The organism is Streptomyces sp. NPDC001822, from assembly GCF_042892135.1.
GTDB lineage: Bacteria > Actinomycetota > Actinomycetes > Streptomycetales > Streptomycetaceae > Streptomyces.
The window spans coordinates 305,761-328,266 of the sequence record NZ_JBIATW010000006.1; the positions used below are offsets into that span (position 1 = coordinate 305,761).

22 protein-coding genes, 1 tRNA gene and 1 riboswitch are annotated in these 22,506 nt (G+C 72.7%); of the genes, 6 read left to right on the forward strand and 17 right to left on the reverse strand.

Annotated elements, in window-relative coordinates; genetic code table 11:
• Positions 1 to 14: 14 nt before the first annotated feature.
• The 8 genes from ACFYY2_RS16945 to ACFYY2_RS16980 all read right to left on the reverse strand — a co-directional run bounded on the left by ACFYY2_RS16945 (position 15) and on the right by ACFYY2_RS16980 (position 5,042).
• Complete coding sequence (locus ACFYY2_RS16945; RefSeq protein WP_388743070.1) at positions 15 to 308, reverse strand: Dabb family protein; 294 nt, start codon at positions 306 to 308, stop codon at positions 15 to 17.
• 10 nt (positions 309 to 318) lie between these two features.
• Positions 319 to 483, reverse strand: a complete 165-nt coding sequence (locus tag ACFYY2_RS16950; protein WP_388743072.1) for a hypothetical protein — start codon at positions 481 to 483, stop codon at positions 319 to 321.
• 394 nt (positions 484 to 877) lie between these two features.
• A complete protein-coding gene (locus tag ACFYY2_RS16955) occupies positions 878 to 2,497 on the reverse strand; it encodes an MDR family MFS transporter (protein ID WP_388743427.1) in 1,620 nt (539 codons plus the stop codon).
• An 89-nt stretch (positions 2,498 to 2,586) separates the two neighbouring features.
• Positions 2,587 to 3,225 carry a TetR family transcriptional regulator gene (locus ACFYY2_RS16960; protein ID WP_388743075.1) on the reverse strand — a complete coding sequence of 213 codons (639 nt, stop codon included), beginning with the start codon at positions 3,223 to 3,225 and terminating at the stop codon, positions 2,587 to 2,589.
• Positions 3,226 to 3,354: 129 nt separating this feature from the next.
• A tRNA-Ser gene (locus tag ACFYY2_RS16965) sits at positions 3,355 to 3,439 on the reverse strand.
• A gap of 79 nt (positions 3,440 to 3,518) precedes the next feature.
• The gene (tadA, locus tag ACFYY2_RS16970; RefSeq protein ID WP_388743077.1) at positions 3,519 to 3,947 is read right to left on the reverse strand and encodes a tRNA adenosine(34) deaminase TadA; all 429 of its coding nucleotides are present in this window, start codon (positions 3,945 to 3,947) and stop codon (positions 3,519 to 3,521) included.
• 81 nt (positions 3,948 to 4,028) lie between these two features.
• Positions 4,029 to 4,589, reverse strand: coding sequence for a hypothetical protein (locus ACFYY2_RS16975; protein ID WP_388743430.1), 561 nt, complete (start codon positions 4,587 to 4,589; stop codon positions 4,029 to 4,031).
• A 216-nt stretch (positions 4,590 to 4,805) separates the two neighbouring features.
• Positions 4,806 to 5,042, reverse strand: a complete 237-nt coding sequence (locus ACFYY2_RS16980; protein WP_388743079.1) for a hypothetical protein — start codon at positions 5,040 to 5,042, stop codon at positions 4,806 to 4,808.
• Positions 5,043 to 5,157: 115 nt separating this feature from the next.
• On the opposite strand from ACFYY2_RS16980, the gene upp reads away from it, so the two are divergent.
• On the forward strand, positions 5,158 to 5,793 hold the full coding sequence (upp, locus tag ACFYY2_RS16985) for a uracil phosphoribosyltransferase (RefSeq protein WP_388743082.1): 636 nt from the start codon (positions 5,158 to 5,160) through the stop codon (positions 5,791 to 5,793).
• Between the two features lie 42 nt (positions 5,794 to 5,835).
• Here upp and ACFYY2_RS16990 read toward each other — a convergent pair whose 3' ends face one another.
• From ACFYY2_RS16990 to ACFYY2_RS17005, 4 genes are all read right to left on the reverse strand, one after another.
• Positions 5,836 to 6,456, reverse strand: a complete 621-nt coding sequence (locus tag ACFYY2_RS16990; protein WP_388743085.1) for a LytR C-terminal domain-containing protein — start codon at positions 6,454 to 6,456, stop codon at positions 5,836 to 5,838.
• A 118-nt stretch (positions 6,457 to 6,574) separates the two neighbouring features.
• On the reverse strand, positions 6,575 to 6,871 hold the full coding sequence (locus ACFYY2_RS16995) for a type II toxin-antitoxin system VapB family antitoxin (protein WP_003955420.1): 297 nt from the start codon (positions 6,869 to 6,871) through the stop codon (positions 6,575 to 6,577).
• A 182-nt stretch (positions 6,872 to 7,053) separates the two neighbouring features.
• On the reverse strand, positions 7,054 to 8,577 hold the full coding sequence (locus ACFYY2_RS17000) for a M28 family metallopeptidase (RefSeq protein WP_388743433.1): 1,524 nt from the start codon (positions 8,575 to 8,577) through the stop codon (positions 7,054 to 7,056).
• Positions 8,578 to 8,749: 172 nt separating this feature from the next.
• Positions 8,750 to 9,361 (reverse strand): HhH-GPD-type base excision DNA repair protein, encoded by a 612-nt coding sequence (locus tag ACFYY2_RS17005; protein ID WP_388743088.1) that lies wholly within the window; start codon positions 9,359 to 9,361, stop codon positions 8,750 to 8,752.
• Positions 9,362 to 9,489: 128 nt separating this feature from the next.
• On the opposite strand from ACFYY2_RS17005, the gene cbiE reads away from it, so the two are divergent.
• Positions 9,490 to 10,803, forward strand: coding sequence for a precorrin-6y C5,15-methyltransferase (decarboxylating) subunit CbiE (cbiE, locus tag ACFYY2_RS17010; RefSeq protein WP_388743090.1), 1,314 nt, complete (start codon positions 9,490 to 9,492; stop codon positions 10,801 to 10,803).
• Positions 10,800 to 11,549: a precorrin-4 C(11)-methyltransferase gene (cobM, locus tag ACFYY2_RS17015; RefSeq protein WP_388743092.1), complete on the forward strand. Its 750-nt coding sequence runs from the start codon at positions 10,800 to 10,802 to the stop codon at positions 11,547 to 11,549. The genes cbiE and cobM overlap by 4 nt, the downstream gene beginning before the upstream one ends.
• Positions 11,550 to 11,589: 40 nt before the next feature.
• On the opposite strand, the gene ACFYY2_RS17020 is transcribed toward cobM, so the two are convergent.
• The gene (locus tag ACFYY2_RS17020; protein ID WP_388743095.1) at positions 11,590 to 12,708 is read right to left on the reverse strand and encodes a cobalt-precorrin-5B (C(1))-methyltransferase; all 1,119 of its coding nucleotides are present in this window, start codon (positions 12,706 to 12,708) and stop codon (positions 11,590 to 11,592) included.
• Positions 12,709 to 12,723: 15 nt separating this feature from the next.
• On the opposite strand from ACFYY2_RS17020, the gene ACFYY2_RS17025 reads away from it, so the two are divergent.
• A complete protein-coding gene (locus ACFYY2_RS17025) occupies positions 12,724 to 13,476 on the forward strand; it encodes a cobalt-precorrin-6A reductase (RefSeq protein ID WP_388743097.1) in 753 nt (250 codons plus the stop codon).
• Positions 13,477 to 13,514: 38 nt separating this feature from the next.
• Here the strand turns inward: ACFYY2_RS17025 and ACFYY2_RS17030 are convergent, their stop codons facing one another.
• From ACFYY2_RS17030 to cobG, 3 genes are all read right to left on the reverse strand, one after another.
• Complete coding sequence (locus ACFYY2_RS17030) at positions 13,515 to 15,062, reverse strand: precorrin-2 C(20)-methyltransferase (RefSeq protein WP_388743100.1); 1,548 nt, start codon at positions 15,060 to 15,062, stop codon at positions 13,515 to 13,517.
• Positions 15,059 to 15,685, reverse strand: coding sequence for a precorrin-8X methylmutase (locus tag ACFYY2_RS17035; RefSeq protein WP_388743103.1), 627 nt, complete (start codon positions 15,683 to 15,685; stop codon positions 15,059 to 15,061). Before ACFYY2_RS17035 ends, ACFYY2_RS17030 begins: the two co-directional genes overlap by 4 nt.
• Positions 15,686 to 15,770: 85 nt before the next feature.
• The gene (cobG, locus tag ACFYY2_RS17040) at positions 15,771 to 17,069 is read right to left on the reverse strand and encodes a precorrin-3B synthase (protein ID WP_388743106.1); all 1,299 of its coding nucleotides are present in this window, start codon (positions 17,067 to 17,069) and stop codon (positions 15,771 to 15,773) included.
• Positions 17,070 to 17,231: 162 nt separating this feature from the next.
• Positions 17,232 to 17,306: riboswitch (cobalamin riboswitch) on the forward strand.
• Between the two features lie 90 nt (positions 17,307 to 17,396).
• Between cobG and cobN the strand changes: the two genes are divergently transcribed.
• Positions 17,397 to 20,996, forward strand: a complete 3,600-nt coding sequence (gene cobN / locus ACFYY2_RS17045) for a cobaltochelatase subunit CobN (protein WP_388743109.1) — start codon at positions 17,397 to 17,399, stop codon at positions 20,994 to 20,996.
• A 99-nt stretch (positions 20,997 to 21,095) separates the two neighbouring features.
• The gene (locus ACFYY2_RS17050; RefSeq protein ID WP_388743112.1) at positions 21,096 to 21,842 is read left to right on the forward strand and encodes an IclR family transcriptional regulator; all 747 of its coding nucleotides are present in this window, start codon (positions 21,096 to 21,098) and stop codon (positions 21,840 to 21,842) included.
• Positions 21,843 to 21,923: 81 nt separating this feature from the next.
• Here the strand turns inward: ACFYY2_RS17050 and ACFYY2_RS17055 are convergent, their stop codons facing one another.
• Entirely contained in the window at positions 21,924 to 22,502 is a 579-nt protein-coding gene (locus tag ACFYY2_RS17055) for a TetR family transcriptional regulator (RefSeq protein WP_388743115.1), read from the reverse strand.
• Between the last annotated feature and the right edge of the window lie 4 nt (positions 22,503 to 22,506).

Sequence of the window (22,506 nt, forward strand, 5' to 3'; positions counted from 1 at the left end):
GATGGCCGAGCGTGTCAGAAGGGGTAGTCGGCGATCACCCAAGTGGCGAAGGCGGCCCACTGGCCGGCGGCGGCCTGGTGCGCCGGATGTCCGACGTACCGCTTGAGCGCCTCCTCGTCCGCGACGGCCGAGTTGATGGCGAAGTCGTAGGCGATCGGCCGGTCGGTGATGTTCCAGGCGCACTCCCAGAACTCCAGCTCCGGGATCTTCCCGCCGAGCTCGCGGAAGGCCTCGGCTCCGGCGACGACCCTGGGGTCCTCGCGCTCGACGCCCTCGTTCAGCTTGAACAGGACCAGGTGGCGGATCATGGGGGTTCTCCTACTTCACGAGTGCGGACATGAAGTCCCCCACGCTCTGAGCGGCACTGGAAATGCCCTCGAACCCGACCTGGACAAGCTCGGCGGCGCGTTCCGGGGACGCGATGATCGTGTACAGCACGAAGACCGTAATCAAGTAGAACGCGATCTTCTTCGCTTGCACCACGGTCCGGCCCCCCTTATTCGATCACCTGTACAGTCGGGAGATTCTAGCCGCACGTATGGGCGTATCCGTCGGTCGTTCCCGATCACTGATACGCCATTTAGGGACCAAGGACTGGTCGATTCAGGTCCTTTGCCCCCGGATGAGGTGTACGGCGGGGCGCAGGATGGAACACGGGCCCGCCCGGTGAGCAGGAATGTGCGGGCCTGAGGAACGGGACCTCCCCGAGGTCCCCACCGCGTGACCCCCCCCGACCGCGGTGAGGACCCTGGTCCCGTTCTCATCGGGGGAAGCGGCTTGTCCCCCCGATGCCGCTTCCCCCGGCCTGCTCCCCCGACGACGTACGAAGGGCCCGGCGCGATGCCGGGCCCTTCGCCGTACGTCCGCCGGGTCCGGGTCAGTCCTTCGTCAGGCCGACCGTTTCGGCGGTGCCGCCGGGGGTGCCGGCGGGCTCGTCGCCGCGCGGGCCCGGGACGGTGGCCGCCGTGCCGGCGACGGCCGCGTCCTCGGCCGCCAGGCGTTCCATGCCGCTCGTCGTCTTGAGGGGCTTCTCCTTGATGAAGAGGACCGCGAGGAGGCCGAGGACGGCGAACGGGGTGGCGACGAGGAAGAGGTCGCCCGTCGCGATCCCGTAGGCGTGTTCGATGATGTCCTTCATCGGCTCGGGCAGCTTGGTCATGTCGGGCACCGCACTGCCGTCGCCGCCGCCGGCCACCGGGATGCCCTTCTCCGTGAGGCCCTTGGAGATCTCGTCGGCCACCCGGTTGGCGAGGACCGCACCGAGCACGCTGGTCCCGACGGTGCCGCCGAGGCTGCGGAAGAAGGCCAGCACGGAGGTGGCGGCACCCAGTTCGTGCGCGGGCACGTCGTTCTGCGCGGCGAGGACGAGGTTCTGGATCAGCAGGCCGACGCCGATGCCCATGAACGCCATGTAGACGCTGAGCAGGCCGAAGTGGGTGTCGGCGTCGATGGTCGACAGCAGGCCGAGGCCGGCCGTCATGATCACGGCACCCGCGATCAGGTAGATCTTCCACTTGCCGGTCGCCGAGATGATCTGCCCGGCCACGGTCGAGGACACCAGGAGTCCGCCGATCAGCGGAAGGCTCATGAGCCCCGCGACCGTCGGGGACTTGCCCAGCGAGATCTGGAAGTACTGCGAGAGGAACACGGTCCCGGCATACATCGCGATACCGACGAAGAAGCTCGCCAGGGTCGTGAGCGTCACCGTGCGGTTGCGGAAGATGTCCAGCGGGATGATCGGCTCGGCTGCCCTGGACTCGACGAAGACCGCCGCGGAGAGCAGCACCACGCCGGTGGCAACCAGTGCGCCGGTCTGCCAGGACGCCCAGTCGAAGGTGTTGCCCGCGAGGGACGACCAGATCAGCAGCGCGCAGACGCCCGCGACGATGAGGAAGGCGCCGAGCCAGTCGATCCGGACCTGCCGGCGCACGGTCGGCAGCTTCAGGGTGCGCTGGAGCAGCACGATCCCGGCCAGTGCGAAGGGCACGCCGACGAAGAAGCACCAGCGCCAGCCGAGCCACGACGTGTCGACGAGGACGCCGCCGATCAGGGGACCCGCGACGGTGCCGACCGCGAAGACCGCGCCGAAGATGCCCGCGTACTTGCCGAGCCTGCGCGGCGGGATGATCGCGGCCATCACGATCTGGGCCAGGGCCGTCAGGCCGCCGGCGCCGACGCCCTGGATGACCCGGCTGACGATCAGGGTGCCGACGTCCTGGGAGAAGCCGGCGACCAGGGAGCCGACCACGAACAGGCCGAGCGAGAGCTGGAGCAGCAGCTTCTGGTTGACGAGGTCGGCGAGCTTGCCCCAGAGCGGCACGGTGGCCGTCATGGCGAGGAGCTCGGAGGTCACGACCCAGGTGTAGGCGGACTGGCTCGCGCCGAGGTCGGCGATGATCCGGGGCAGGGCGTTGGCGACGACCGTGCCCGCGAGGATGGCGACGAACATGCCCGCCATCAGGCCGGACATGGCCTGCAGTATCTGCCGGTTGGACATGGAGGTGGGCACCTGTGCGGGCGCCTCTGTTGCGGTCACGGGGTCCTTCTTCGATGCGGGTCTGAACGGGTTCGGTGGATGCACGGGGGCTACTCCGGTCGCGGGAGGCCCTGCGCGAGGTGGGCGAAGACCTCCTGGAAGGAGTCCGTCAGCACGGTCCCCTCGGGGTGCTCGCACCAGTGCTCGAGGGCGACCCGCAGCGCGGTCTGGGTGACGGCGGCGAGCAGCCGGGGGAAGAGACCGGAGCCCGGGGACGCCGTCGCGCCCGAGGCGTCCAGCCAGTCGGTGATGGCGGCGGCGAGGGCTCGCTCCTCCGCCACATGGGCCTTCAGGCCGCGTTGGATGAGGTGCGGAGACCGCTGGAGCACCTTGGACTGCAGGGTCCACAGCTCCTGGCGGTCCTCGAAGCCGGCGAGTTCGGCGACGAGCGCTTCGCGTACGACGTCGAGCGGCGCCCGGCCGGCCGGGGCGTGCCGCACGTACTCCCTGATCCGTTCGCCGATCTCCTCGTCGACGAGGACGAACGCGTCGTCGTGGCTCGGGAAGTAGTTGAAGAAGGTCCTGGGCGACACCCCTGCCGCCTCGCTGATGGCCTCGACCGTGACGTTCTCCACGCCGTGTTCGGCGGCGAGCCGGACGGCGGCCTCCGCGATGGCACGGCGTGTGGCCTGTTTCTTGCGTTCCCGGAGCCCGGGTTCAGGGGTCGTCGTCTTCGGCACAACGTGCATCGTAGGCAAAGATGCACAACGTGCAAAATTAATAAACGGGTTGGAGGCCGTGGGCGCGAGGGTGGAGCGGGAGGGCCCGGGACGCAGAGAAGGGACCGACCCAAGCGGGTCGATCCCTTCATCCATCTGCGGTAGCGGAGGGATTTGAACCCTCGGTGAGTTTCCCCACACTCGCTTTCGAGGCGAGCTCCTTCGGCCGCTCGGACACGCTACCGAGAGAGAGCTTAGACCATCCTGGGCCCTGCTCCGAAATCGGTTGCCCGGAGACGGTGCCGAGCGGTGGTACGGGCCGGTCAGCGGTCCCGGAAGAAGGCCGTCAACTGCCCCGCGCAGGCGTCCTCCAGGACGCCGTGGATCACCTCGGGGCGGTGGTTGAGCCGTCGGTCGCGTACGACGTCCCAGAGCGAGCCGGCGGCGCCGGCCTTCTCGTCGCGGGCGCCGTAGACCACGCGGGCGACACGGGACTGGACGAGCGCGCCCGCGCACATGGTGCACGGCTCCAGGGTGACCACCAGGGTGCAGCCGGTCAGCCGCCACGCGCCGAGCGCGGCGGCGGCCCGGCGCAGCGCGAGCACTTCGGCGTGTGCCGTCGGATCCCCGGTCGCCTCGCGCTCGTTGCGGCCGGTGGCGAGCAGGGCGCCGTCCGGGCCGAGGACGACGGCGCCGACCGGCACATCGCCGGCCGACGCCGCCCGCGCGGCCTCGTCCAGGGCATGGCGCATGGGTGCCTTCCACGGATCCCGTACGGGATCGGGCGGAGGCGGTGAGGAGGGATCGGGTGGTGACGCGTTCACCCGCGGACCCTAACGGACGGCCTCCAGTACCTCGGCCGCCCCCAGAGCGTCCGCGATCTCCGCCAGCGCGTCCGTGCGCAGGGTCAGCAGTGCCTTCTCGGACAGCCCGAGGTCGGAGAGCACCCCGAGTTCCCCGAGTGGCCCCGCCGGCACGGCGTCGGGGTCGTGGTCCAGGTCGGAGGCCGTGACGTCGTCGTCGGCGTCCTCGGCCTCGTCGGGCTCGCCGTCCTCGGTACCGTCGAGGTCGACGAGTTCCTCCAGTGCGGCGATCTCGTCCTCGGCCCCTGGTTCGCGGCCGAGCAGTTCGTCGGTGAGCAGGATCTCCCCGTACGAGGAGCGGGCGGCGGCGGACGCGTCCGAGACGTAGATACGGGGGTCCTCCTCTCCGTCCACCCGGAGGATGCCGAACCAGGCGTCCTCCTGCTCGATGTAGACGAGGACCGTGTCCTCGTCCACCGAGGCCTCACGGGCCAGATCCGTCAGGTCGGACAGGGTTTCCACGTCGTCGAGCTCTGTATCGCTCGCTTCCCACCCGTCTTCGGTGCGCGCGAGCAGTGCGGCGAAGTACACCGGGACTCTCCCACTGGTCATAGGCGAATCGGTCCGACGGGAGGGCAGCCGGTGGTCCGGCTGCTCTGGGCCCCGCCCAATCGGCATCGTGGCAGAAACGAGCGCGATGCGAGACCTCTTCGACCGTTGCGTCGGCCATCAGTTCCTGGAGGAGGGGCCGGTGGCCGGTCCTCCGGACGGCGTTTTCCGGCCGCCGGCCGGTCTCCGGAGAGGGCCTCACCAGCGGAACGTACGCATCCGCATCTGTTGGCGCATACGGGCCGCGCGGGCTCTGCGCGGCTGGACGCGGTCGCGCAGCTGCTTCGCCTCGTGGAGCTCCCGCAGGAACTGGGCCCTGCGCCTCCGGCGCACAGCGTCACTCTCCTGCGCGTCCGCCACGCTCTCCTGCGCGTCGGGCAGGTCGCGCGCGTCGCGTCCGGTCCGCCGCTGGTTCCGCTGCTCCCCGTCGGGCAATCGACACACCACCCCAAGCCTGGGTCCGTATGCCCCCACCTTCCCCCCGAACAGGTGGTTGATGCCAGCGCGGACTGGCGGAAAGCCGGTCCGGGGCCCGGCTACTGTTGACGGCATGCGGATCCACGTCGTCGACCACCCGCTGGTGGCACACAAACTCACCACACTGCGCGACAAGCGCACCGACTCCCCGACCTTCCGGCGGCTCGCCGACGAGCTGGTCACCCTCCTCGCTTACGAGGCCACCAGGGATGTGCGGACCGAGCAGGTCGACATCGAGACCCCGGTGACGCCCACGACCGGTGTGAAGCTGTCCCACCCGCGTCCCCTGGTCGTGCCGATCCTGCGCGCGGGCCTCGGCATGCTGGACGGCATGGTGCGGCTGCTCCCGACCGCCGAGGTCGGCTTCCTGGGCATGATCCGCAACGAGGAGACGCTCCAGGCGGAGACGTACGCCACGCGCATGCCCGAGGACCTCTCCGGCCGTCAGGTCTACGTCCTCGACCCGATGCTGGCCACCGGCGGCACGCTCGTCGCGGCCATCCGGGAACTGATCAAGCGCGGCGCCGACGACGTGACGGCGGTCGTCCTGCTCGCGGCGCCCGAAGGCGTCGAGGTCATGGAGCGCGAGCTGGCCGGCACCCCGGTCACGGTGGTCACCGCCTCGGTCGACGAGCGGCTCAACGAGACCGGCTACATCGTGCCGGGCCTCGGTGACGCCGGTGACCGGATGTACGGCACGGCCGACTGACCCCGGACGCGGTGCCTCCCGGCGCCCGGGCCTCCTCGATCCTCAGCAGGAGGACGGCGCCGGGGCGGGCCTCGTCAGGGCCACGAGCGCCGTGGCGGCCGCCGCGGGGGTGCTGAAGGTCTTGAACTTGGTGCCGATGATCAGGTCGACGTCCGCCGTGCTGCGGGTGTCGGTCTTCTGCGTGGCACCCGGCAGCTGGGTGGCGAGCACCGGGAACGAGCCGTTCATGGCGGCCGGGCCGCCGAGCAGCATGCCCGTGCCGGGCACCTTCTTGTCGTACGCGGCCGGGGCGTTGTCGACCTTGCCGATGACGAAGCCGCGCTTCTTCAGCTCGTCGGCCGCGGCCTTGGCCAGCCCGCTGCGCGGTGTCGCGTTGTAGATGTTCACCTTGATCGCGGCCGGTTTCGGGAGCACCTTCGCCTGCGTCGAGGCCTTCGGGGACGGGCAGGACCGCGGGTGGGACGCCGCGTTCGCCCGCCCGTCGCCGCCGGTGAAGACGTCGACGATCTGGAGAGTGCCCCAACCGGCCAGGCCGAGGGCCACCGCGGCCGCGGCCGCCGAGAGAACCAGCTTGCGGCGATGACGGGGGCGGCGCATACGGGGATAGGTGTTACCCGTGATGCGGTACTTTCCGCCCATGCCGGGAGGGGTCAGCATGCTCATGGGCGCAGCGTAGTGCGACCCGGTGATGATGCCTACTAAACGATCAACCTATGGCACCCGTCCGAGCATAAAAGCACCCGAAAGGCGCCGAAATGCTCCATGGGTGGGAGTGGCGTGGTCAGCCCAGTTCGAGGACGCGGGCGTGCAGCACCTGGCGCTGCTGCAGCGCGGCGCGCACGGCGCGGTGCAGCCCGTCCTCCAGGTAGAGGTCGCCCTGCCACTTCACGACGTGGGCGAACAGGTCGCCGTAGAACGTGGAGTCCTCGGCGAGCAGGGTTTCGAGGTCCAGCTGGCCCTTGGTGGTCACCAGTTGGTCCAGGCGGACCGGGCGCGGCGCGACATCCGCCCACTGCCGGGTGCTTTCCCGGCCGTGGTCGGGATATGGCCGCCCATTTCCGATGCGCTTGAAGATCACACGGAAAGCCTACCGGGCCGGGGCCTCCGGGCGCAGCCACGGAACGGGACTGCGATGCCGGGCACGGGACGATCGTTCCGCCGGACGGGGTGCGGGGCCCGCCGGTTTCCCGCCGCCGCTCCGGTGTGTCACGCCGCGGGCGGTGAGCCGTGCTCACCGCCCGCGGCAGGGTCCGGCTTCCGCTACTCGGTGACGCCGTGCGCGTGGCCCTCGCGCAGACCTGCGCCGCCGCCCGGCTCACCCGTGGCGGGTGCCGCGGGGACGGGGCGGGTCAGGGAGCGCAGGTCGTGGGCGTAGGTGCCCACGGCGTTGGCGATCACATCGATGTTGGTGCCGAAGTGCCCCATGTCGATGTTGTCGAGGTCGTCGCAGGCCGCGTGGTAGCAGGGGTCGTACGCGATGCCGGCGGTCCCGCCGAACGTCTTGGCCTGCGCGGCCGTCTTGATGCCCTCGGCGCCGGTGTCCGTGCCGCCGGACGGGATGCCGGCCTCGATGAACGGCCCGTAGTCGGAGCGCCCGGTGAAGTCCGTGCCGGTGTGCGGCTTGCCCTTCCGGTCCAGGAAGTCGTTGATGTCGCGCTCCAGTTGGGCGGAGCCCTCGGGGCCGGGGCCCTCGCCCACCCCGTCGGAGTCGTCGCCGTCGAAGACGAACTGGGCACCGTTGGGAGAGGCGATCATGTCGAAGTTGAGGTAGAGCGCGATCTTCTCGCGCTGTGCCTCGGTGAGCTTCGCGACGTACGCCTCCGAGCCCAGCAGCCCGTTCTCCTCGGCCGACCACCAGGCGAAGCGCACCTTGTTGGCCGGATCGCGGTGCGTCCTGGCCAGTTCCAGGGCGACTTCGAGGAGACCGGCCGAGCCGGAGCCGTTGTCGTTGATGCCGGGGCCGTCGGTGACCGAGTCGAGGTGGGCGCCGAGCATGACCGTCTTGGCGGCGTTCCCGCCGCGTGTCTCGGCGACGACGTTGCGGGTCGTGCGCTCCTCCTGGAGCTGACGGATCTCGAAGGAGACCTTCACCTCGCCCTTGTCCAGGTCGGCGACGAGCTTCTCGCCCTCGGCCCGTGTGAGACCGCCGGTGGGTATCTTCCCCGCGGCGACGTCGCCCAGGGTGCCGGAGAGGACTCCCTCGGTGTTGTTGTAGACCACCGCGCCGGCGGCGCCCGCCACGGAGGCCGCGTCCTGCTTCTGGGCGAACGAGCAGCCGCCCCGCTTGATGAGCGCGATCCTGCCGGTGAAGGTCCCTCCGGCGTAGTCGGCGGCCTCGCAGCCGGTGGTGTCGTCGACGGGGACGGCGGCGAGCGCGGCGGTGATGCCGCCCTCGGGCGTGGAGCGGGTGTAGGACATCGCCTTGATGCCGATGTCGCGGGGCGTGGGGGAGACCACGGAGAGCTTCTCGGCGAGCGTCTCGGTGTAGACGAAGTCGAAGGCCTGGTAGCCGACCCGGTACCCGGCCTTCTGGAGCAGCCGGTAGACGTAGGCGGCGGAGGCGTCGTGGCCGAGCGAGCCGGCCGCGCGGTGGCCGTCCGCCGAGTCGGCTATGGCCTGGAAGCGTTCCAGGTGCCGGAACGCGTCCTTGGCGGATGAGCGCTCGACCAGCTTCCGGGAGAGCTTGGCGGCCTCCTTGGCCGGGTCGTTCGAGGGGTGCCCGTGGTGGGGCGACGCGGCGAGGAGGAGCGGTGTGGCCAGGGCGGTGGCGGCCACAACAGCCATGGCTCTGCGACGAGTTGCGTGCACAGGAGTCCTTCCGGTGTGAACGGATGTGCAGGAAAGCTAGCGAGCCGGCCGGTTCCTGTGAACCGGGTGGGACGGTTCGCGTTCCCGCGTCGGCCTGTTGCCGGCCGGACGGGGGACGGTCCCGGCCGCCCGCCCGGCCCGGTCGTGGTCATCCGGATGTCCTGGCCGCTTTGGCCGCTGCCTTCGCCTGCTGCTTGTACGCCCGCACCTCGCTGAGGGACTCCGGCCCGGTGATGTCGGCGACCGAGCGGTGCGCACCCTGCTCGCCGTACGCTCCGGCGGCCTCCCGCCAGCCCGTCGGCCGTACGCCGAACTGCTTGCCCAGGAGGGCCAGGAAGATCTGTGCCTTCTGCGTGCCGAAGCCGGGTAGCGCTTTGAGCCGTTTCAGCAGTTCCGCGCCGGTGGAGGCGTCCTCCCAGACCGCTTCGGCGCGACCGTCGTACTCGGCCACCAGGTACTGGCACAGTTGCTGCACCCGTTTGGCCATGGAGCCCGGATAGCGGTGCAGGGCGGGCTTCTCGGTGAACAGCCCGGTGAAGGCCTCGGGGTCGTATCCGGCGATCGCCCCGGCGTCCAGGTCGTCCGCGTCCATGCGCCGGGCCAGGGTGAGGGGGCCGGTGAAGGCCCACTCCATCGGCACCTGCTGGTCCAGCAGCATGCCGACGAGGGCCGCCAGCGGACTGCGGGCCAGCAGCGCGTCGGCATCGGGCTGCTGGGCGATACGCACGGTGCGGGCTCCGCCGCTGTCGCTCTTGCTCATGTATTCGATGATCGCGAGAGTGGCCGGGATCGGCGAGTCGGTGTCCGGTGGGAGCTCCGCCGCACGGGTGCGGAAGTCGCCCCCGTAGAGTTCGGCTGCGTTGTCCGACGAACCCCGAGGTACCGGCCGTGTCCCCCGCATCCCCTTCGCCCCGCGCCCCTGCGTCCGCGTCCGCCGTGAGTGTCGTGGGGATCGGCGCCGACGGCTGGGCGGGGCTCACGGAGACGGCCCGCGCCGTCCTCACGGACGCCGAGGTCCTGATCGGCGGGGAGCGCCAGCTGCGGCTGCTCCCGCCCGGCTGCGCGGGCCTGCGGGTGCCCTGGCCCTCACCGCTGCGGCCCGCCGTGCGCGGACTGCTCGCCGCGCACGCGGACAGCAGGACAGCCGTCCTCGCCAGCGGCGACCCCATGTTCTACGGCATCGGCCGGGCCCTCACCGAGGAGCTCGGTGCCGGGGCCCTGCACGTGCTGCCGCACCCTTCCTCGGTGTCGTACGCCTGCGCACGGCTCGGCTGGCCGGTGGAGGACACCGCGACCGTCACCCTGGTCGGCCGGCCGGCCGACCGGCTGGCCGCCGCGCTGCACGACGGACGCCGGCTGCTCGTCCTGTCCGCCGACGCGGCCACGCCCGCCGCCGTGGCCGCCCTGCTGCGGGACCGGGGCTACGGGCCCAGCCGGATGCGGGTGCTCGAACAGCTAGGCGGCACCGACGAGGACTGCCTGGACGGCACCGCCGACACCTGGGAGCACCCGCCGGGGGACCCGCTCAACGTCGTCGCGGTCGACTGCGTACGCACGCCCGGGGCACTGCGCCTCGGAGCCGTTCCCGGGCTTCCCGACGAGGCGTACGAGCACGACGGGCAGCTGACCAAGCGCCATGTGCGGGCGGCCACCCTCGGTGTGCTCGCGCCGGCCCCCGGTGAACTCCTGTGGGACATCGGCGGCGGCTCCGGATCGATCGCGGCCGAGTGGATGCGGACCCATCCCTCCTGCCGCGCCGTCACCGTGGAGCGGGACCCCGTGCGCGCCGGGCGCATCACCCGCAACGCCGGACGGCTCGGAGTGCCCGGGCTGCGCGTGGTCACCGGGCGGGCCCCGGACGCGCTCGCCGGGCTGCCCGCGCCGGACGCCGTGTTCGTCGGCGGCGGGCTCACCGCGCCCGGCCTGCTCGACGCCTGCTGGGACGCGCTGCCCCCGGGCGGCCGGCTCGTCGCCAACACGGTCACGCTGGAGTCCGAGGCGCTGCTCACCCAGTGGTACCGGCGGCACGGCGGCGACCTGGTCCGTCTCGCGGTGGCCCACGCGGTGCCCGTCGGCGGGTTCACCGGGTGGCGCCAGGCGATGCCCGTCACGCAGTGGTCCGTACGGAAACCGGCGGCCGCGACCCCTCGGGCTCCCCAGCCCGCCCCAGAACGCCCACACGCTCCAGGAGACGACAGATGACCGTGTACTTCATCGGTGCGGGCCCCGGTGCCGCCGACCTCATCACGGTGCGCGGCGCCCGCATCCTCGCCGCGAGCCCGGTCTGCCTGTACGCGGGCAGCCTGGTGCCGCGCGAACTGCTCGCGGAATGCCCGGCGGACGCCCGGCTGGTGGACACGGCCCTGCTCGACATCGACCAGATCACCGCCGAGCTGGTCCGGGCCCACGAGGACGGCCACGACGTGGCCCGGCTGCACTCCGGCGACCCCTCGGTGTTCAGCGCGGTGAACGAGCAGATGCACCGGCTCGACGCGGCGGGTGTGCCGTACGAGGTCGTGCCCGGCGTCCCCGCGTTCGCGGCAGCCGCGGCGGCTCTCAAGCGCGAGCTGACGGTGCCCACGGTCGGGCAGACCGTGATCCTCACGAGGATCGCCCAGCGGGCCACGGCGATGCCCGAGGGTGAGGACCTGGCCACGCTGGGCCGCAGCGGGGCGCTGATCGTGCTCCACCTGGCGGCGCGCTACGTGGACCGGGTGGTCGACGAGCTGCTGCCGCACTACGGCGCCGACTGCCCTGCCGCCGTCGTGGCCATGGCCTCGCGTCCGGACGAGATCGTCCTGCGCGGGACGCTGGAGTCCATCGCGGAACAGGTGAAGGCGGCCGGGGTGATCCGTACGGCCGTGATCATGGTCGGCCGGACGCTGGGCGCCGAGCAGTTCCGTGACAGCCACCTGTACTCCCCGGCCCGGGACCGCCACACCTGCTGAGGGCCGCCGCGCACGGTCCGCCCCGGGCCTCTGCCGGTGATCAGCGGACCGTGCTGCGCCCGACGACCGTCCCCGCGCGGTCGACGCAGATCACGTCCACCGCCACCGGCGCCCCTCGCAGCACCGAAAGCGCCTGGTCCCGGGCCTCGGCGGCCACGAGGTCGCCGAGCGGCACCCCGGCCGCATCGCACAGCTGGAGCGCGGCGAGCCCGGTGTTGGCCACCTCGATCTCCGCCGCCAGCGCCTCGCTCGCGCCGCCCTGCCGGGCCAGCCGCGCCAGGAAGGGCTTGTCCACCTGGGAGCGGGCGGAGTGCAGGTCCAGGTGACCGGCGGCGAGCTTGGACAGCTTGGCGAACCCGCCGCAGATGGTCAGCCGCTCCACCGGGTGCCGGCGCACGTACTTCAGCACCGCGCCCGCGAAGTCGCCCATGTCCAGCAGGGCGATCTCCGGCAGGCCGTACTCGGCGACCACCGTCTTCTCCGAGGTCGAGCCCGTGCATCCGGCGACGTGCCGGTGCCCGGCGGCCCGTGCCACGTCCACCCCGCGCCGGATCGAGTCGATCCAGGCGGAGCAGGAGTAGGGCACCACGACGCCCGTGGTCCCCAGGATCGAGATGCCGCCCAGGATGCCCAGGCGGATGTTCCACGTGAAACGTGCGATCTCCTCGCCGTCGTCCACCGAGATGGTGATCTCGACGTCGCCGGTGCCGCCGTGCTGCTGCGCCACCCGTGCGATGTGGTCCCGCATCATCTGGCGGGGGACGGGATTGATCGCGGGCTCCCCGACGTCCAGGGGCAGCCCGGGAAGCGTCACGGTCCCCACGCCGGGCCCGGCCCGGAAGACCACACCCGACCCGGCCGGAAGCAGCCGTACGGTCGACCGCACCAGGGCGCCGTGCGTGACGTCCGGATCGTCGCCCGCGTCCTTGACCACCCCCGCCGTGGCCCGGCCGTCGGCGAGCTCCTCCACCGCGAGGGCGAACGCGGGGGTCTGGCCCTTGGGCAGGGTGATGGTCACCGGGTCGGGGAACTCGCCGGTCAGCAGCGCCGTGTACGCGGCCGTGGTCGCCGCCGTCGCGCAGGCGCCGGTCGTCCATCCGGGCCGCAGACCGGTGTGCTTGAGTTGGGCGGCGCGCCCGCCCTGCGCCTCCCTGCTCATGGATGGACCGATCCGATGCCCTTGCACGTACTCGTCCTCGGCGGCACCACGGAGGCCCGCCGGATCGCGGAGTCACTGTCGGCCGCGGACGGGACCAGGATCACCAGCTCGCTGGCCGGGCGGGTGGCCCGGCCGAGTCTGCCGCCGGGCGAGGTCCGCGTCGGGGGCTTCGGAGGCGCCGAGGGCATGGCCGAATGGCTCCGCGCACACCACGTGGATGCGGTCATCGACGCCACCCATCCCTTCGCCGGAACGATCAGTTTCAACGCGGCCTCGGCCGCTGCCGCTGTCCATGTTCCCCTCCTGGCCGTGCGCCGGCCCGGCTGGGTGCCCGTGGAGGGCGACCGGTGGCACCACACCGGCTCACTCTCCGGAGCTGCGCGGCTGCTGCCGGGTCTGGGACGGCGCGTGTTCCTCACGACGGGGCGCATGGGGCTCGCCGCCTTCGCGGATCTGGACGCGCTGTGGTTCCTGATGCGCTCGGTGGACGCCCCCGAGGCACCGTGTCCCCCACGGATGGAGATTCTGCTGGACCGGGGGCCGTTCTCCTTGGAGGGCGAGCGCGAACTGATCCGGCGTCACCGCATCGACGTCCTCGTCACGAAGGACAGCGGCGGCGACGCGACCGCACCCAAACTCACGGCCGCCCGCGAGGCCGGCATCCCGGTGGTCGTGGTCCAGCGCCCACCGGTCCCGGCCGGGGTGCCGGTGGCCGGGACCCCGGAGGAGGCCCTCGACCTGCTGCGGGCCGTCCTCGGGGGTTCCTGAGCCGCCGGTTTCCCCGGCGTGCCCGGAGTGCGGCCCGGTCAGTCCGCCGGGCCCTGCCGGGGCGTGTCCTCCGGGTAGCGGCGCGGCGTCCAGACGATCTGCCGGCCGTCCCCCCGGTGCACCCAGCGGGTCTGCGAGGACCCCACGATCAGGATCGTCCGCATGTCCACCTCCAGCGGATCCAGATCGGCCAGCCGTACGGTGCGCACGCTCTCGGTCGGGCCGCCGACATCGCGGCCGAGCACCACGGGGGTGTCCGGGGAGCGGTGTTCGAGGAGCAGGTCGCGGGCCTTGCCGACCTGCCACGTACGGCTGCGGGAACCGGGGTTGTACAGCGCCAGGACCAGGTCCGCCTCGGCCGCCGCGCGCAGGCGCCCGGCGATGACCTCCCACGGCTTGAGCCGGTCCGAGAGCGAGAGGGTGGCGTAGTCGTGGCCGAGCGGCGCACCGGCCCTGGCGGCCGCCGCGTTGGCCGCGGTGACCCCGGGCAGCACCCGCACCGGGATATCCGCGTAGGTGTCCTGCGAGGCCACCTCCAGCACGGCCGTGGCCATCGCGAAGACCCCCGGGTCGCCGCCGGACACCACCGCGACGCGGTGTCCCCGGCGTGCCAGGTCGAGGGCGAACTCCGCGCGCTCGGACTCCACCTTGTTGTCCGAGCCGTGGCGCTGCTGGCCGGGACGGACCGGCACCCTGTCCAGGTAGGTGGTGTAGCCGACCACGTCGTCGGCGGCGGCGAGGGCCCCGCGCGTCTCGGGTGTCAGCCACAGCGGTCCGGCCGGTCCGGTGCCGACCACGACGACCTCGCCGGACCCCGGGATCCGCTCGGGGCGGGGCGCGTCGATCCGGCTGGGCAGCACCGCGACCGCGAAGTACGGCACGGAGTCCGCGTCGGTGTCCGCCAGGTCCCGGGTCCGCTCGCCGGCCATCGTGGCGCGCTCGACGTAGCGCGCCTCGGCCAGCCGCCCGGACGCCTCGAACGCGCGCCGCACCGCGGGGAACGTCCGGCCCAGCTTCATCACGACGGCCGAGTCCGTGGCCGCCAGACGTGCCGTCAGCTCCTCCTCCGGCAGGGTGCCGGGCAGGATCGTCAGCACCTCCTCGGCCTCGACGAGCGGGGTCCCGAGCCGGGCCGCGGCGGCGCTGACCGAGGTGACGCCGGGGATGACCTCGGTGTCGTAACGGTCCGCGAGCCGCTTGTGCATGTGCTGGTACGAGCCGTAGAAGAGCGGGTCGCCCTCCGCGAGCACGGCGACGGTGCGTCCGGCGTCGAGGTGCGCCGCGAGCCGGGCGGCGGCCTGCTCGTAGAACTCGTCCAGGGCGCCCCGGTAGCCGCCCGGGTGGTCCGTGGTCTCCGTCGTGACGGGGTAGACCAGCGCCTCCTCGATGTGGTCGGCGCGGATGTACCGCGCCGCGATCGAGCGGGCGATGGAGCGGCCGTGCCGGGCCGAGTGGTAGGCCACGACATCGGCCTCGCCGATGATCTGCACGGCGCGCACGGTCATCAGCGCCGGGTCGCCGGGGCCGAGCCCGACGCCGTACAGCCGTCCGGTGCTTCCCGTCCGCTGCTGCTCGGGCACGCTCATTCCTCCTCGCTGGCGATGGCGTTGACCGCGGCGGCCGCGATGGCGCTGCCGCCGCGCCGGCCCCGTACGACGAGGTGTTCGAGCCCGGACGGGTGGGCGGCCAGGGCCTCCTTGGACTCCGCCGCGCCGATGAAGCCGACCGGCACGCCGATGACGGCGGCGGGGCGCGGGGCGCCCTCCTCGATCATCTCCAGCAGGCGGAACAGCGCGGTGGGGGCGTTGCCGACGGCGACGACCGCACCTTCCATCCGGTCCCGCCAGAGCTCCAGCGCGGCGGCGCTGCGGGTGGTGCCGAGCTTCGCGGCCAGCGCGGGGACGGCCGGGTCGGAGAGGGTGCAGATCACCTCGTTGTCCGCGGGCAGGCGCTTGCGGGTGACGCCGCTGGCGACCATGGCGACGTCGCAGAGGATGGGCGCGCCGGACCTGAGGGCGGCCCGCGCGTCGGCCACGGCGTTCGGCGAGAAGGCGAGATCGCGTACGAGGTCGACCATGCCGCAGGCGTGGATCATGCGGACGGCGACCTGGCTCACGTCGGCGGGCAGCCCGGCCAGATCCGCTTCCGCGCGGATGGTGGCGAAGGACTGGCGGTAGATCGCCGGTCCGTCCTTCTCGTACTGGTGCACAGTGCTGTCGCTTTCTTCTTCTACGTCTTCTGCGGGGAACGGGGTGGGTCGAACGGGGTTGATAAGAAGTGGGGGTGATGTGCCGTCAGCCGCCGGAGCCCCGGGCCGAGGCCACGGCGGCGGCCAGCGCGGCCGGGTCGTGGCGGACCGTCACGGGCTCGTCGGCCCGGTCCCCCCGCACGTGGGAGATCCGGTGTCCGTCCGGGGTGGCGACCACGTCGATCCACTCCCCGCGCGGGTGGCCGCAGCGGCGTTCGCAGCCCGACCAGTACACGGGGAGCCGTCCGGGCGGTCCGACGGCGGCCGCCGCCTGACCCCGTACGTCCGCCAGCGACTTCGCGCAGCCGGGCTGCCCGATGCAGGCGCCCACCCCGGCCCACGGGGAGCCGGGTCCGGTGATCAGGCCCGCCTCGGCGAGGGCGTCCGCGAAGGAGTCCGCCGCGTTTGGCGCGACGCCGGTGACGACCACCCCGCGCCACGGGGTGAGCCTCATCTCCCCGGCGCCGGAGAGCAGTTGCCACTGAGTGAGGTCCAGCCGCCCGAGCGGTACGCCGACGGACAGCGCCGCTCCGCGCGGGCCGCCCCGGACCGGTCCCGGGGCGGGGGAGCGGGCTTCGAGGGGCCGGGGGCGGCGATCGGGCGAGACGGTGACGCCGGCCTGCCGAAGACGTCGTACGACCGCGTCGGACAGCGCGGTTCCCGCCTCGTCCGGCAGGTCCTCGACCCGCCAGGCGCCGGTGTCGCCGGCCGCGTCCAGGAAGGCCTCGGAGGCGGCCAGGAGGGCACGGGGGCCTTCGGAGGCGGGGAGGCGGAACACCGTGTCCGTGGATCCGACGCGCAGGGCGGCGCCGGTGCCGAGACCGATGAGGGCCAGATCCGCGCCGAGGGCGTCGACGTCACCGCGGCCGTCGTCGAGGGCGAACAGGAAGCGCCCCGACAGCCGCGTGGCGCGGTCGCTCCCGCAGAGGAGGCGGTCCAGCTCCGCCAGCCAGGGGCCGACGTCGGCGGCCCCGCCACCGTCCAGCCCGGACAGCGGGGAGGCGACCACGTTGCGTACGCGTTCGTGGCGCTCCGAGGGCAGCAGCCCGGCGCCGTCCAGGAGCCCGGCCAGCTCCGCGCCGCAGCCGGGGGCGAGCCCGCGCAGCTGGACGTTTCCTCGCGAGGTGAGATGCAGCTCACCGTCGCCGAACCCTGCGGCGGCCTCTCCCAGCGCCTTCGCCTGATGGGGTGTCAGCACCCCGCCGGGTATCCGGATCCTCGCCAGCGCACCGTCGTCCGCCCGGTGCAGACGCAGGGCTCCGGGGCAGGCGTCACCACTGCTCCGGGCACTCGCGTCGCCCGGCGAACGGGGCGTAAGGGGGGAGGCGGACATGGCGGCGAGCATACCCACCGTGACCGGGGCGGGTCCCTGCCGTCACTGTGACCTACGGGACACCGGCCGCGGCCCCGGCCGAGGTGGGGGGCCGTCTGGTCAGCACCCCCCACCCGCCGCCTACTATGCCTAGCGGCGGTCCGTCGGGTCCGCCATCGCCAGACGGCGACAGGGGAGGAAGCCCGGTGAGATTCCGGCGCGGTCCCGCCACTGTGAGCTCGGCCCACCGGCCGTGCGAGTCAGGAACTCCCTTCCCCGAACCCCCGGTTTCGCGCCGGGGCCGGAGAGACCCGACGACACTGCCCGGGGCGTGGACACCCCGAGGAAGGGCTGACGCGCATGATCCTGCTCCTGTCGACGTCCGACACCGACCTGCTGAGCGCACGCGCCTCGCAGGGACCGGTCAGCTACCGCTACGCCAACCCCTCCCGGCTCTCCCCGGACGGACTTCCGCAGCTGCTGGAGGGTGCCGATCTCGTCGTCGTACGCCTCCTCGGCGGTGTGCGGGCCTGGCAGGAGGGGCTGGACGAGGTGCTGGCGACCGGCCGGCCCGTCGTCGTGCTGACAGGTGAACAGGCACCCGACGCCCAGCTGATGGCCGCGTCGACCGTGCCCATCGGCATCGCCGCCGAGGCGCACGCCTACCTCGCGCACGGCGGCCCCGCCAACCTGGAGCAGCTGGCCCGGTTCCTCTCCGACACCGTGCTGCTCACCGGCCACGGCTTCGAGCCGCCCGCCCCCGCCCCCGCGTGGGGTCAGCTGGAGCGGACCGCCAGGGACGTCACCGGGCCGACCGTCGCGGTGCTCTACTACCGCGCCCACCACATGAGCGGCAACACCGACTTCGTCGAGGCGCTCTGCGCGGCCGTGGAGGACGCGGGCGCCCGCCCCCTCCCGCTGTACGTCGCCTCGCTGCGCACCCCGGAGCCCGAGCTCATCGACACGCTCCGGGCCGCCGACGCCATCGTCACCACGGTCCTCGCGGCGGGCGGCACCAAGCCCGCCACCGCGTCCGCGGGCGGCGACGACGAGTCCTGGGACGCGGGCGCCCTCACCGGCCTCGACGTCCCGGTCCTCCAGGCGCTCTGCCTCACCAGCCCCCGCGCGGCCTGGGAGGAGAACGACGAGGGTGTCTCCCCGCTCGACGCGGCCACCCAGATCGCGGTGCCGGAGTTCGACGGGCGGCTGATCACCGTCCCGTTCTCCTTCAAGGAGATCGACGAGGACGGCCTGCCCGCCTACGTCGCCGACCCCGAGCGCGCCGCCCGGGTCGCCGGGATCGCCGTACGGCACGCCCGGCTCCGCCACATCCCGGCCGCCGAGAAGCGGATAGCGCTCGTCCTGTCCGCCTACCCGACCAAGCACTCCCGCATCGGCAACGCGGTCGGCCTCGACACCCCCGCCAGCGCCGTCGCACTGCTGCGCAGACTCCGCGCGGAGGGCTACGACTTCGGGCCCGAGGACGAGATCCCGGGGCTGGTCTCCGGCGACGGCGACGAGCTGATCTACGCGCTGATCGAGGCCGGCGGCCACGACCAGGAGTGGCTCACCGAGGAGCAGCTGGCCGCCAACCCGGTCCGCATCCCCGCCGCCGACTACCGCCGCTGGTTCGCCACCCTGCCCGCCGAGCTCCGCGAGGCCGTCGAGGAGCACTGGGGCCCGGCCCCCGGCGAGATGTTCGTCGACCGCTCCCGCAACCCCGAGGGCGACATCGTGCTCGCCGCCCTGCGGCGCGGGAACCTGCTGATCCTCATCCAGCCGCCGCGCGGCTTCGGCGAGAACCCGATCGCGATCTACCACGACCCCGACCTGCCGCCCTCGCACCACTACCTGGCCGCGTACCGCTGGATCGCCGCGTCCGCCGAGGACAACGGCTTCGGCGCCGACGCGATGATCCACCTCGGCAAGCACGGCAACCTGGAGTGGCTGCCCGGCAAGAACGCCGGCCTCTCCGCCGCCTGCGGCCCCGACGCGGCACTGGGCGACCTGCCGCTGGTCTACCCGTTCCTCGTCAACGACCCGGGTGAGGGCACCCAGGCCAAGCGCCGGGTGCACGCCACCCTCGTGGACCACCTCGTGCCGCCGATGGCCCGCGCCGACAGCTACGGCGACATCGCCCGGCTCGAACAACTCCTCGACGAGCACGCCCAGATCGCGGCGATGGACCCGGCCAAGCTGCCGGCCGTCCGCGCCCAGATCTGGACCCTCATCCAGGCCGCGAAGCTCGATCACGACCTGGGCCTGGAGGACCGGCCCGAGGACGAGGGCTTCGACGAGTTCATCATGCATCTCGACGGCTGGCTCTGTGAGATCAAGGACGTCCAGATCCGCGACGGCCTGCACGTCCTTGGCGCGGCCCCGGCCGGCAAGGACCGGGTCAACCTGGTCCTCGCCGTGCTGCGTGCCCGCCAGATCTGGGGCGGCACGGCCTCCCTGCCCGGTCTGCGCGAGGCCCTCGGCCTGGACGAGTCGGCGGCCACCCGCACCGCCGCCGACGAGACCGAGGAGCTGGCCCGCGCGCTCGTCCAGGCGATGGACGACGCGGACTGGGACCCGGCGGCCGTCGCCGGAGTGGCCGCCGGACACCCCGCGGCCGTCGCCGACATCCTCGACTTCGCCGCCCGCGAGGTCGTGCCGCGCCTCGCCGCGACGACCGACGAGCTGGACCACGCGGTCCACGCGCTGAACGGCGGCTTCGTCCCCGCCGGGCCGTCCGGCTCCCCGCTCCGCGGCCTGGTCAACGTCCTGCCGACCGGCCGCAACTTCTACTCCGTGGACCCGAAGGCGGTCCCCTCCCGTCTCGCCTGGGAGACCGGCCAGGCCCTCGCCGACTCGCTGCTGGAGCGCTACCGCGCCGACAACGGCGACTGGCCCACCTCGGTCGGCCTGTCCCTGTGGGGCACCAGCGCGATGCGCACCGCCGGCGACGACATCGCCGAGGCGTTCGCCCTGCTCGGCGTCCGCCCCGTCTGGGACGACGCCTCGCGCCGGGTCACCGGCCTGGAGGCGATCCCGTACGAGGAACTGGGCCGCCCGCGCATCGACGTCACGCTGCGCATCTCCGGCTTCTTCCGCGACGCCTTTCCGCACACCATCGGCCTGCTCGACGACGCCGTGCGCCTCGCGGCCTCGCTCGACGAGCCGGCCGAGCAGAACTTCGTGCGCGCCCACACCCAGGCCGACCTGGCCGAACACGGTGACGAGCGGCGCGCCACCACCCGTATCTTCGGCTCCCGGCCGGGGACGTACGGCGCCGGACTGCTCCAGCTCATCGACTCCCGAGACTGGCGCACCGACGCCGACCTCGCCGAGGTCTACACGGTGTGGGGCGGCTACGCCTACGGCCGCGAGCTGGACGGGCGCCCCGCGCGGGACGAGATGGAGACCGCGTACAAGCGGATCGCGGTGGCGGCGAAGAACACCGACACGCGTGAGCACGACATCGCGGACTCGGACGACTACTTCCAGTACCACGGCGGCATGGTCGCGACCGTACGCGCGCTGAAGGGCACCGCCCCCGAGGCGTACATCGGCGACTCGACCCGACCCGAGACGGTCCGCACCCGCACCCTGGTCGAGGAGACGTCCCGGGTCTTCCGGGCCCGCGTGGTCAACCCGAAGTGGATCGAGGCGATGCGCCGCCACGGCTACAAGGGCGCCTTCGAGCTGGCCGCCACGGTCGACTACCTCTTCGGGTACGACGCGACGACGGGCGTGGTCGCGGACTGGATGTACGACAAGCTCACCGAGACGTACGTCCTCGACCCGGCGAACCGCGAGTTCCTGCAGCAGGCCAATCCCTGGGCGCTCCACGGAATCGCCGAGCGACTTCTGGAGGCGGAGTCCCGGGGGATGTGGGAGAAGCCGGACCCGGCGGTCCTCGACGCCCTGCGGAAGGTCTTCCTGGAGACGGAAGGCGACCTGGAGGGCGAGGACTGAGGCGGGCGGACTGAGGCGGGAGCCCGGCCGGGGAGGACTCCGGCCGGGCTCCCGCGGTCCTGCCTTGCCGCCCCGGCGCCCAGGGTTCACCCTTGTGGCATGGGTGATCCGGCGGACCACACGCCCATGACAGCTGTCCAGCACGCGTTTCGCCTGCTGGAGGCCGTGGCGGGTCACGAGAGCGGCGCGCCCGCGACGCAGCTCGCGCGCGAGGCCGGGCTGTCCCTGGACGAGGCCCAGGAGGCGCTGCGCGGACTGATCGACGACGGCTACCTCCGCCGGCTCGACGACGGAGGCCTGATCCTCGGCGGCAAGCTGCACGGCAACGGCACGGGACCCGCGGTCGACCCGGTGCGCCCGGCCCTCGCCTCGCTGCGCGACGAAGTGTCGGCCGCCTCCTACCTCACCTTCTACGAGGAGGGCGAGATCCGGATCGCCGAGATCGTGGACGGGCCCCAGACACCCAAGGTCGACCTCTGGGTGGGGTTCGAGGACGCCGGACACGCCACGGCCCTCGGCAAGTGCGTCCTGCGCGAACTGGACGAGGAGGCGAGAGGCGACTACCTCGCCCGGCACGACCTCCCCGACCTCACACCCCGCACGATCACCCACCGGGAGGAGCTGCTCCGGCAGCTCGAATCGTCGACGTCGACACCGATGATGATGGACCGCGAGGAGTACGACCTCGGCACCGTGTGCATCGCCGTGCCCGTCTACCACGGCACGAAGCTCGGCTCGCTCGGCGTCTCCTTCCGGGCCGACCGCATGTACCGCACGAGGCAGGTCAGGGAGAGCTTGCTGGCCTCGGCCGAGCGCGTGAGCAGGAGCCTGTCCTTCGGCGGCTGAGAGCGCCGGCTGAGAGCGCCGGCGGCGATACGGGGTCCGGTACGCGACCGGCCCCCACAGCCGGGGTGCGCGGACCGCTCGCTACTGCTTCGTGCCGCTTCCGCCCGCGGTCAGGGTCCTGAGCTCGTCCAGAAGTCCGCGCATGACCTGGGACATCCCGCGCTCCTCCGGCTCCGAGACCCAGCGTTCGAAGCCGACCTTGAACACGGCGATGCCGGCTTCGGCCGTCAGGCTCGCGGCCGGTTCCGCCACGCCGCGGTCGCGCAGGGTCTCGGCGAGGGCCGCGGACAGGGAGGCGAGTTTCATCAGCTCGCGCTCCTGGAGTTCCGCGTTCGCCATGATCACGGCCTGGCGCGTGCGCGCGTACGCCCACCGGTCGGCGAACATCCCGGAGACCGCGTCGAGGCCCACCGCCAGTGCGTCGATCGGCGCCGCCGTCCGGGGCGCGTCGGCGACGGCCCCGACGAGCAGGTCCCGCAGGCCCGAGCCGTCGAACAGCACTTCCCGCTTGTCCGCGTAGTGCCGGAAGAAGGTCCGCTCGGTGAGGCCGGCGCGTCTGGCGATCTCCGCGACGGTGGTCTGCTCGAACCCACGCTCGCTGTAGAGCTCCAGCGCCGCCCGCGCCAGGCGGCCGCGCGCGTCCGGCTCCCATCTACCCATGCGC